Source organism: Neisseria sp. HMSC058F07, assembly GCF_001810035.1.
Classification (GTDB): domain Bacteria; phylum Pseudomonadota; class Gammaproteobacteria; order Burkholderiales; family Neisseriaceae; genus Neisseria; species Neisseria perflava.
In genome coordinates, this window is the sequence record NZ_KV799704.1 from 480 (window position 1) to 801 (window position 322).

A 322-nucleotide genomic window follows, 5' to 3' on the forward strand; every position below is an offset into this window, starting at 1 on the left:
GGCTTCTTGAATGCGTCCGATTTTGTCGTAGACGTAATTGAGGACGCCGCTTCTTTGATCGGCGCTTTGAATGAGGTTGCCGGCTTTGTCGTAGGCGTAGCGGCGGTTCACGACGCCGCCGGCCAGCGGGTTTTGTTTGCCGTGAAGCGTTTGTGTGCCGCTCCAAACGGTACGCTGGCTTTTCAGACGACCCATGGGGTCGTAGTCGTACAGGCTACTGATGCTGCCCTGTGTCCTTTGGATTTCTCGGTGCAGTTTGTCGCGCTCGATGTCGCTGACGACTTCGCCGTCCAGGCTGATTTGGTGCAGGTGTCCGCTGCCG

1 pseudogene is annotated in these 322 nt (G+C 58.1%); it reads right to left on the minus strand.

The features are described 5' to 3' along the window. Positions 1–322 (minus strand): annotated as a pseudogene (locus HMPREF2696_RS11635) (type IV secretion protein Rhs); the annotation flags it as partial.